Here is a 9,971-nt window from a genome sequence, read left to right as displayed (position 1 = left end):
CGGGCCGCTCGGGTCACGCGCGTCGTCCAGCACCTCCGCCAGCACGCCGGCGCTCCACGCACCCACCGCGACGACCACGCTGCGCGCGAGGATCTCGCCGCGCTGCGTCACGACGCGGACGCGGTCGCCCGCGAGCTCGAGGTGACGCACCGCGGTCTCGTGCCGGACGTCGCCGCCGTGCGCGGCGGCCCGCCTCTGCAACGCGCTCACGGCACGGTCGGCGTGCAGCCGGCCCGCGGTCGCGGTCTCGTGCAGCACCCGGCCCTCGAACCGGATCCCGGGCCACCGACGGGCGGCCTCGGCCGGGTCGAGCCACTCGAACGGGACGCCGCGCGCGGCGAACGCCCGCGCGATCTGCTCGGTGCGCCGCGCGGTGGGCAGGTCGGGCCGCGCGTGGCTCACGCCGCCCGTGACCTCGAGCAGCGCCTCGTCGGACTCGGCCTCGAGCAGCCGCCAGAGTGTGAGCGCCTCCTGGGCGAGGTCGAGGTAGACGGGCTCGGGGTACGACGTGCGGTAGATGCGCGACGAGCCGTGCGACGCGCCGTGGTCGTGGCCCGGCCCGAACCGCTCGAGCAGCACGACCTCGCGGCCGCGGCGGGCGAGCTGCCAGGCCGCGGCCGAGCCCATCACGCCGCCGCCGACGACGAGGTGGTCCACGTGCTCGGTCATCGAGGTCCCTTCCTGTGGTGGTCGTGCGGGGCGGGTGCCCGCGCGCCGGGAGAGTCGGCGCGCGGGCACCCGTGGCGTCCGGTCAGGACGTCTTGGGCAGCCCCGGCGGGTTGGACTCGGACTTCTCGATGGCCTCGGACTCCAGGCCCCAGCGCTGCAGCACCTGCAGGTAGGTGCCGTCGTCGATCGCGTGGTTGATGGCCGCGGTCACCGCGTCGACCGCGCCGGCGCCCTTCTTGGTCGCGACCGCGATCTGCGCGGTGTCCGGCCAGCCGCCGTTGAGCGTGCCGACGACCGTGAAGTCGTCGGGCGAGATCGCCGCCTGGTAGGCGAGCGACGCGTTCGGGCCGACGTACGTCTCGATGCGCCCCGACTGCAGCGCGAGCAGCACGTCGGTGAACTGCTCGTAGTACTCCGGGCCCTTGATGGGCTCGAGGCCGTCCGCCTGGTTGAGGCGGTCCCACTCGAGCACGATCTTCTCCTGGTTGGTGCCGGAGCCGACCGCGACGACCTTGCCCGCGATGTCCTCGCGCGTGGTGATGGACGTGAGGTCCGAGCCGGTCTTGACGAGCCAGCCGAGCTCGTCGTTGCGGTAGCTCGAGAAGTCGATCGTCTCCTTGCGCTCCTCGGTCACCGTGACGTTGGAGATCACCGCGTCGACGTCGCCCGACTGCAGCGCGAGGGGCCAGTCGGCCCACGCCTTGACCTCGATCCGGACGTCCTTGCCGAGCGCGTCGGCGACGAGCTGGGCGATGTCCGTCTCGTTGCCGATGGGCGTCTCGTCGTCGTCCGCCAGGAAGCCGAGCGGCGGCGCGGCCCCGGCGCTGATCGCGACGACGATCTCGTCCTTGTTCTTCCACGCGTCCGGCAGCAGCGCGACCGCCTCGGCGGACTCGGTGGTGCGGATGCGGTCCTGGTCCGGGCTCGTGCTCACGGTCAGGCCGGCCGCGGCGGGCGCGGCCGTCACGGCACCTCCCGCCTTCTGGGTCTCCTGCGGCTTCTCGGTGCTCACCGACGCGCAGGCGGTCAGCGCGAGCAGGGAGGCGGTGGCGAGCGCGGCGAGCGCCCTCGTGGGCACGGCACGGGCGCGGGTGCGCCGGGTCGTCGTCGTCACGGGAGGTGCCTTTCGGTCAGGTGCGGCGTGGGCCGCATCGGGGAGGCCGGGTGGCCAGGGCTCGGGGGACGGCTGCAGGGGCCGACGCGGGCTCGCGCCGGTCACAGGACCTTCTGCAGGAAGCTGCGGGTGCGTTCGTGCTGCGGGGCGTCGAGCACCTGGTCGGGCGGGCCCTGCTCGACGACGACGCCCGCGTCCATGAACACGACGGTGTCGGCGACCTCACGCGCGAAGCCGATCTCGTGCGTCACGACGACGAGGGTCGTGCCCGTGCGGGCGACGTCCTTGATGACCTCGAGGACCTCGCCGACGAGCTCGGGGTCCAGCGCCGAGGTCGGCTCGTCGAACAGCAGGACCGTGGGGCGCAGCGCGAGCGCGCGCGCGATCGCGACGCGCTGCTGCTGGCCGCCCGAGAGCTGACGCGGGCGGACGTCGGCCTTGTCGGCCAGGCCCACGCGGGCGAGCAGCTCGCGGGCCTCGGGCTCGACGTCCTCGCGACGGCGGCGCTGCGCCGAGACCGGCGCCTCGACCACGTTCTCGAGCGCCGTCAGGTGCGGGAACAGGTTGAAGCTCTGGAAGACGAACCCGATCTGCGTGCGCTGGCGCAGGATCTCCCGCTCGGACAGCTCGCGCAGCGTGCGGCCCTTGCGCGCGTAGCCGATGAGCTCGCCGTCGAGCGCGATGAAGCCCTGGTCGACCTTCTCGAGGTGGTTGATCGCACGCAGCAGGGTCGACTTGCCCGAGCCGGACGGTCCGAGGATGACGGTGACCGAGCCGGGCTCGACCGTCAGCGACACGTCGTGCAGCACCTCGAGCGTGCCGAAGCTCTTGTGCACGCCGTGCACCTCGACCAGACCCGGCTGCGCCACGCTCGTCGGCGCACTCATGCGAGCCCCCCGACGCTGCGGCGCGTGCGGGTCAGCACACCCACGCGGGCGCGGGCGGCGTAGGCCGGGGGGACGCTCGCGGGCACCGGACGGCCCGTGACCCGGGCGGCGAGCACCAGAGTCGCCCACCGGACGCGCTGCAGCGGCGTGGGCGGCAGCGTGCGCACCGCGCCCTTGGCGTAGTACCGCTCGACGTAGTACTGCACGACCGTGATGAGGGTCGTGAGGACCAGGTACCAGATCGAGGCGACCAGCAGCAGCGGGACGATCCGGCCGTTGCGGCCCATGATCACGCTGACGATGTAGAACAGCTCGCCGTACGCCAGGACGTAGACGATCGACGTGCCCTTGAGCAGCCCGATCACCTCGTTGACCGCGGTGGGCACGATCGAGCGCATCGCCTGCGGGAGGATGATCCGCGTGACCTGACGGCGGCGCGGGATGCCGAGCGAGGCCGCGGCCTCCTGCTGGCCCTGGTCCACCGAGAGGATTCCGGCCCGCACGACCTCCGCCGAGTAGGCGGCCTGCGACAGGCCCAGCCCCAGGATCGCGGCCCAGAACTTGTCGACGAGCGAGAGCGTGTCGAGCCACGCGAGCTCGGGACCGAACGGGACGCCCACGCTCAGGTGGGGGTACAGGTAGGCGAGGTTGTACCAGAGCAGGAGCTGCAGCAGCAGCGGCACCGAGCGGAACACCCACGTGTACGTCCAGGACACCGCCTGCAGCAGCGGCGAGCGGGACAGGCGCATGAGCGCGAGCACCGTGCCGAGCGTGAAGCCGACCACGGACGCCACCGCGGTGAGCCGGATCGTGCCCCACGCTCCGTCGATCACCGACGGCCAGGTGAGGTACTGCGCGACGAGATCCCACTCCCACCGCTCGTTCGTCACGAGCGAGCTCACGACCATCGCGAGCAGCAGGAGCACGACGCCCGTGGCGAGCCAGCGGCCCGGGTGCCGGGCGCCGACGATCCGCAGCTCCTCGAGCGGCGGCTCGTCGGCCGCGGTGACCACGGGCCGCACCGGCGGCGGCACGAGCACGCGCGACTCGTCCTGCGCGAGCTGGACCGTACTCATCGCGGGGCTCGCTCGCCGGCCGCGACCGCGAACGGCACGTGGTTTCCGGGCACCGGCGCGGGGCACGTGCCGTGGTCGCTGAACGCGAACGGCAGGTTGACCGCGCGGTTGAGGTCCAGGCGGACGGTCGCGGTCTCCGGCGAGCCCGTCGCGCCCGGGTCCGACGGGCGCTCGACCGTCAGGACGCGCCACGGCGCGAGGCCGGGCGCCTCGTCGGTGAACAGCAGCGCCGCCGAGCCGCCCTTCCCGCCCGTGAGCTGCAGCGTCACGCTGCGGCCCGCGCGCTCCAGGTCCACCTCGCCGACGACGGTCGTGCGGTGGACGAGCCCGGGCCGCGCCGCGCCGACGACCACGGGGCGCGGCTCGTCGTACCAGCGGACCGGCGCGTCCAGCACCCACGACGCGTCGTACGGGAACGTCGGGACGCCCGTGAAGGCGGCACGCGCCGCGGCGCGCGGGTCGCGCAGGCGCAGCGCGTAGCGGCCCGTGCGCCGGACGAGCTCGACCGCGACCTCTGCCTCGGCGCCCGTGCGGCCCTCGGGCACGAACGTCTGCACGATCGAGGAGCCCGCCTCGGCGACGACGTGCGTCGTCCCCGCGCCGGGCTCGTCGGCGGCGCGCTTGTGGTGCGCGCCGTGCTCGTCGGCCCACCACACGCCCGGGACGCCGTCGAACGCGGCGGGCTGCGACGGCAGCGGCAGGTAGGCCACGGGCGTGAGCCAGCCGTGGGTCGTCGCCAGCTCGCGCTCGCGCGCTGCGTGCCACTGCTCCCACTCGACGTGCGCGTCCTGATCGACGTGCACAGCGGCGGTCGGGTTCTCGGGCAGGGTCGTCGTCATCGGATCGCCTCTCGTTCGTGGTGCCGGCCGGGGATCGCCCCGACGAGCTCGACGGTGTACGGGTGCTGCGGGTGGTCGAAGACCTGGTCGACCGGTCCGGTCTCGACGAGCCGCCCGGCGCTCATGACGCCGACCTCGTCCGCGACCTGACGCACGACCGCCAGGTCGTGCGAGATGAACAGGTAGGTCAGGCCGCGCTGCGCGCGCAGGTCCGCGAGCAGGTCGAGCACGCGGGCCTGCACCGAGACGTCGAGCGCGCTCGTCGGCTCGTCGAGGACGAGCAGATCGGGGTCCAGCGCGAGCGCCCGGGCGATCGCGACGCGCTGCCGCTGCCCGCCGGACAGCTCGCCGGGGCGGCGCCGCGCGAGCGCCGCGGGCAGCCGCACCTGGTCGAGCAGCTCGGCGACGCGGTCCCGGCGCTGTGCTGCCGTGCCGACGCGGTGCGCGCGCAGCGGCTCGTCGACCACCTGCCCGACCGTGAAGCGCGGGTCGAGCGACGCGTACGGGTTCTGGTGCACGAGCTGCGTGCGCCGCCGCAGCGTGCGCAGCGCGTCACCCCGGGCACCCGCGACGTCCACACCGTCGAACCGCACCGAGCCCGCGTCGGCGCGCTCGAGATCCAGCACGAGCCGCGCGGTCGTCGACTTGCCCGACCCCGACTCGCCGACCAGCGCGAACGCCGACCCGCGCGGCACCGAGAACGACACGTCGTCGACCGCGCGCACGCTCGCGCCCGAGCGGCGTCCACCGATCCGGAACGTCTTGCGCAGCCCGTCGACGACGAGCAGGCCGCCCGCCGGCGGGGTGGGCAGGTCCGCCGCGACCGCGCGGGCGCGGACCTGCACCCGGGACGACGAGCCCCGGTCGCGCTCGTCGGGCAGGGGTGCGGTCCCCGGTCGTTGCGCCGCACGCAGGCCCGGTGCCGCGGCGAGCAGCTCACGCGTGTAGGGGTGCTGCGGGTCGCTCAGCACGCGTGCGGTCGGCCCGGTCTCGACGACCTCGCCGTCCTTCATCACGACGATCCGCTCGGCACGGTCCGCAGCGACGGCGAGGTCGTGCGTGATGAGCAGGACCGCGGTGCCGGTGCGCGACGTGAGGTCCGCGAGCAGGTCGAGCACGCGGCGCTGCACGGTCACGTCGAGCGCGCTCGTCGGCTCGTCGGCCACCACGAGCTCGGGCTCGCACGCCAGAGCGATGCCGATCAGCACGCGCTGCCGCATGCCGCCCGACAGCTCGTGCGGGTACTGCCGGGCGCGGGCCTGCGGCTCGTCGATCCCGACGGCGCGCAGGATCTCGACCGCCTGCGCGTGCGCCTCGCGCCGGCCCGCGCGGGCGTGGATGCGCAGGGCCTCGGCGACCTGGTCGCCGACGCGCTGCACGGGGTTGAGCGCGACGCCCGGGTCCTGCGGGACCAGCCCGATGCGCGCACCGCGGACCCGCGGCCACGCGCGGACCGGCAGGGACGCGAGCTCGAGCGAGGTGCGCTCGTCGTCGCCCAGGTCGATTCGCCCGCCGGCGATCCGGCCCGTCTCGGGCAGCAGCCCGACGACGGCGTGCGCCGTGGTGGACTTCCCCGAGCCGGACTCGCCGACGAGCGCGACGACCTCGCCCGGGTGCACCTCGAGGCTCACGCCGCGCACGGCCTCGACGGGTCCGTCGGTGCCGTCGTAGGTGACCCGCAGGTCCCGCACGGCCAGCACGGGCCGCGCGTCGGGTGCGTGCGTCTCCTCGGGTGCGCCCGGCAGCGTCGGCGTCTGGGTGCTCATCGGGCCGTCCTCCCCCCGCGCTCGAACGCGCGGCCGAGGCGCCCGGCGGACAGCACGACGACCGCGACGACCAGCCCCGGGAGCGTCGAGTACCACCACGCGGTCGCGAGGTAGTTGCGGCCCTCCGCCACGAGCGAGCCCCACTCGGGGGTCGGCGGGATCGCGCCGAAGCCCAGGAAGCTCAGCGCCGAGACCGCCAGGACCACGGTCCCCAGCTCGATCGTCGCGAGCGCGAGCACGGGACCCGCGGCGTTCGGCACGACGTGACGCACCACGACCGAGCCACGACGAGCGCCCGCGAGCCGCGCCGCCTCGACGTAGGTCGCGCTGCGCACCCGCAGCACCTCGGCGCGCATGACGCGCGCGAACGTCGCGACCGACGCGACACCCACCGCGATCGCGACCTTGAGCGTCCCGAACCCGAGCACGGTCACGACCGCGAGCGACAGCAGCAGCCCGGGGATTGCCAGCAGCACGTCGGTCAGGCGCATGAGCACGTCGTCGACGCGCCCGCCGACGAACCCCGCGACGAGCCCGAGCAGCGACCCGGCACCGAGCGCGATGACGATCGCGACCGCGGCGGCCTGCAGCGACAGGCCCGTGCCGTGCACCGTGCGCGCGAACAGGTCTCGACCCAGGTGGTCGGTCCCGAACCAGTGAGCCGCGCTGGGCGGCAGGAGGTTGTCCGCGGGCACGCCCGTGATCGGGTCGGCGGACGTGAACGCCGTGGGCACGAGCGCCCACGCGACCACGACCGTCACGACGAGCAGCGCCACGAGCGCGCCGGGCCGCGCGAGCGAGTGCCGGCGGGCCCGCGCGAGCCGCCCGGTCGCGGGGCCGGTCCCGGGCCTGGCGCGCAGACTCGTGGTCCGAGCCGCCCCGGTGCTCGAGGCTCCGGTGCTCGTCGTTCCGGTGCTGACGGGTCCGGGGCTCGCCGGCAGGACGGCGGACGCGCGTCGTGCGCCGACGACGTCGGCGGGGCGGGTGCCGAGAAGGCTCATCACAGGCTCCTTGCGTACGAGGTCACGGCCGTGCGCGGGTCGAGCAGGGGGTAGGCGAGGTCGACCAGGAGGTTCACGACGACGAACACGAGCGCCGCGACGAGCACGAGCCCGAGCACCACGGGGATGTCCTGCGTGGTGACGGCGGCCTGCACGAGGCGCCCGAAGCCCTGGCGCGAGAAGACGGTCTCGACGACCACCGCCCCCGCGAGCAGGTTCCCGACGAGCACGCCGAGGAGCGTGAGCGCCGGAAGGGCCGCGTTGCGGGTCACGTGCCGCAGCTGCACCCGCGTGCGGGTCGCGCCCTTGGCGAGCGCGGTCTCGACGTACGGCGCCCCCCACGCCGCGCGCATGCCCTGGGCGAGCACCTGCGCGATCGTCGCCGACAGCGGGACGGCCAGGGTGACCGCCGGCAGGACCAGGCTCGCGAACCCCTGGTTGCCGACCGCCGGGAACACCGGCACCCGGAACGACAGGAGCTGCAGCAGCACCAGCCCGACCCAGAACGTCGGCACCGCGACGCCCAGCGGCGGCAGCGCGAGGAGCAGCCCGCGCACCCGTGGCGACCGGGTCCAGGTGGCGAGCGAGGCGAGCCCGGCCCCGCCGACGACGGCCAGCAGCAGGGCGAGCCCCGCGAGCTTGGCCGTCTCCGGGAGCGCCTGGGCGATGAGCGTCGCGACCGGCGCACCCGAGGAGATGGACGTCCCGAGGTCGCCCGTGGCCGTGCGGCCGAGCGCCGCGACGTACTGCTCGGCCGGGCTCTGGTCGAGCCCGAGCCGCTCGCGCAGCGCCTCCGCCTGCGCCGGGTCGACGCCCCCGCCGCCCGTGCCCGCGTCGAGCATGATGCTCGCCGGGTCACTGGGCAGCAGGTACAGCACCGCGAAGGTGACCGTGAACGCCGCCAGGAGCACGACGACGGCCGCGGCGACCCGGCGCAGGACGTAGGCGCTCATCAGGCCTGCTCGATCCAGGCGTCGTGGAACAGCAGGCGCGACGAGGCGTCGAAGGCCACCCCGTGCACGTCACCGGCCACGCCGATCGACTGCGCGAGCTCGAACAGCGGGATCGCCAGCGCCTCGTCGACGATCTCCTGCTGCGCCTGCGTGACGAGGCCCGCTCGCGCCGCCGGGTCCGCGGTGGCGAGCTGGGAGTCGAGGAGCGGGTCGAGCACGTCGTCGGCCGCACGCTTGTTGACGTTGCGGCCCGCGGACGAGAACTGCGTGCGCAGGATGTCGGCGTCGGCGCGCGTGACGTTGTAGTAGTACGTGTCGTAGTCGCCCGAGGTCAGCACGGCCTGCTGGTCCGCGGGCGTGAGCTGGCGCAGCACCAGGTCGACGCCGACGGCCCGCAGCTGCTGCTGCGCGAGCTCGAGCACGGCCTGCGAGCCGGTGAACAGCGGTGCGTAGACCACGTCGACGCTCAGCTTCGCGCCGTCCTTCTCGCGGATGCCGTCGGTGCCCTTCGTCCAGCCCGCGCCGTCGAGCAGCTGCTCGGCCTTCGCGGCGTCGAACGCGAGGTCGTCGGACAGGTCCGTGTACCCGGGAGTGGTCGAGGCGAGCACGCTCGTCGCGGGCCTGAACGCGTCCGAGAGCACCGTGTCGACGAGCTGCTGCCGGTCGATCGCCACGTTCAGCGCCTGGCGGACGTCCGGGTCGTCGAGCGGCGCGACGGTCACGTTGGGCTGCAGGACGAACGTGACGCCCGGGTTCGTGCGCGTGAGCACCGAGCCCCCGGCGCCCTCGACCTGCGCGACGTCCTGCGGGAGCACGTCACCCACCGCGTCGAACTGGTCGGACGCGAGTCCGCCCGCGCGGACCCCGGACTCCGGGACCACCGTGAAGTCGATCTGGTCGAGGTACGCCTCGCCCTGGTTCCGCGAGACCTCCGAGGCCCACGCATAGCCGTCGCGCCGCGTGATCACCGCCCCCTGGTCCTGCGTGTAGCTCTCGAGCACGAACGGGCCCGAGCCGACGACCTCGCCCTGCAGCCGTGCGGCGGGGTCGGCCGTCGCGGTGGCGTCGGACAGGATCGCGAGCGAGACGGTCGACGTGGCCTGCAGGAACTGCGCGTTCGGTGCGCCGAACACGACCGTGACCGTGTGCTCGTCGTCCACGCGCGTCTCGGTGTAGCCGCCCAGGTAGCTCGCCGCGAGCGGCGCCGACGCGCCGAGCGGGCCCGCGAGCGCGTCGAGGTTCGCCTTGACCGTGGTCGCGGTCAGCGGGGTGCCGTCCGAGAACGTCACGTCGTCGCGCAGGTGGAACGTGAAGGTCGTGAGGTCGTCGCTCACGTCCCAGCTCGTCGCGAGCCACGGCACGATCTCGCCCGTGGCCGGGTCCTGGTCGGTCAGGGAGTCCGCGAGCTGGCGCGCGATGTAGATGCTCACGTTCGAGCCGACCTGCTGCGGGTCGACGCCCGACGGCGACGCACCGAGCGCGAAGCGCAGCGTCCCGCCCGGGGTCGCGGTGGCCGTATCCGGGGTCGAGGTCGCGGACGTCGCGGGTCCGGCCGCGGGGTCGCCGCTGCCCGACGAGCAGGCGGCCAGCAGCAGGGCGGGGGCGAGCAAGGAGGCGGCCAGCACCCGGTAGCGGGTGCGGCGGCGGTCGACGGTGCTGGTCATGA

At 74.5% G+C, this 9,971-nt stretch carries 9 protein-coding genes; all 9 read right to left on the bottom strand.

The window, feature by feature from the left end; all coding sequences use genetic code 11:
- Positions 1-669 (bottom strand): FAD-dependent oxidoreductase (locus CWIS_RS19275; protein ID WP_048342393.1); only part of this gene is annotated, 669 nt, incomplete at its 3' end.
- 82 nt (positions 670-751) lie between these two features.
- Entirely contained in the window at positions 752-1,783 is a 1,032-nt protein-coding gene (locus tag CWIS_RS06125; RefSeq protein WP_048342365.1) for an ABC transporter substrate-binding protein, read from the bottom strand.
- A 101-nt stretch (positions 1,784-1,884) separates the two neighbouring features.
- On the bottom strand, positions 1,885-2,670 hold the full coding sequence (locus tag CWIS_RS06120) for an amino acid ABC transporter ATP-binding protein (protein ID WP_048342364.1): 786 nt from the start codon (positions 2,668-2,670) through the stop codon (positions 1,885-1,887).
- A complete protein-coding gene (locus CWIS_RS06115; RefSeq protein ID WP_048342363.1) occupies positions 2,667-3,746 on the bottom strand; it encodes an amino acid ABC transporter permease in 1,080 nt (359 codons plus the stop codon). The genes CWIS_RS06120 and CWIS_RS06115 overlap by 4 nt, the downstream gene beginning before the upstream one ends.
- The gene (locus tag CWIS_RS06110; RefSeq protein ID WP_053071578.1) at positions 3,743-4,585 is read right to left on the bottom strand and encodes a DUF1684 domain-containing protein; all 843 of its coding nucleotides are present in this window, start codon (positions 4,583-4,585) and stop codon (positions 3,743-3,745) included. The genes CWIS_RS06115 and CWIS_RS06110 overlap by 4 nt, the downstream gene beginning before the upstream one ends.
- Positions 4,582-6,351, bottom strand: coding sequence for an ABC transporter ATP-binding protein (locus CWIS_RS06105; RefSeq protein ID WP_082156257.1), 1,770 nt, complete (start codon positions 6,349-6,351; stop codon positions 4,582-4,584). The genes CWIS_RS06110 and CWIS_RS06105 overlap by 4 nt, the downstream gene beginning before the upstream one ends.
- Positions 6,348-7,352: an ABC transporter permease gene (locus CWIS_RS06100; protein ID WP_082156263.1), complete on the bottom strand. Its 1,005-nt coding sequence runs from the start codon at positions 7,350-7,352 to the stop codon at positions 6,348-6,350. Before CWIS_RS06100 ends, CWIS_RS06105 begins: the two co-directional genes overlap by 4 nt.
- The gene (locus tag CWIS_RS06095) at positions 7,352-8,305 is read right to left on the bottom strand and encodes an ABC transporter permease (protein ID WP_048342362.1); all 954 of its coding nucleotides are present in this window, start codon (positions 8,303-8,305) and stop codon (positions 7,352-7,354) included. The genes CWIS_RS06100 and CWIS_RS06095 overlap by 1 nt, the downstream gene beginning before the upstream one ends.
- A complete protein-coding gene (locus CWIS_RS06090) occupies positions 8,305-9,969 on the bottom strand; it encodes an ABC transporter substrate-binding protein (RefSeq protein WP_048342361.1) in 1,665 nt (554 codons plus the stop codon). Before CWIS_RS06090 ends, CWIS_RS06095 begins: the two co-directional genes overlap by 1 nt.
- Between the last annotated feature and the right edge of the window lie 2 nt (positions 9,970-9,971).

This window comes from Cellulomonas sp. A375-1, from assembly GCF_001040865.1.
Taxonomy (GTDB): Bacteria; Actinomycetota; Actinomycetes; order Actinomycetales; family Cellulomonadaceae; genus Cellulomonas; species Cellulomonas gelida.
Note: the sequence above shows the minus strand (reverse complement) of the source record. Positions and strands in the feature narration are given on the sequence as shown.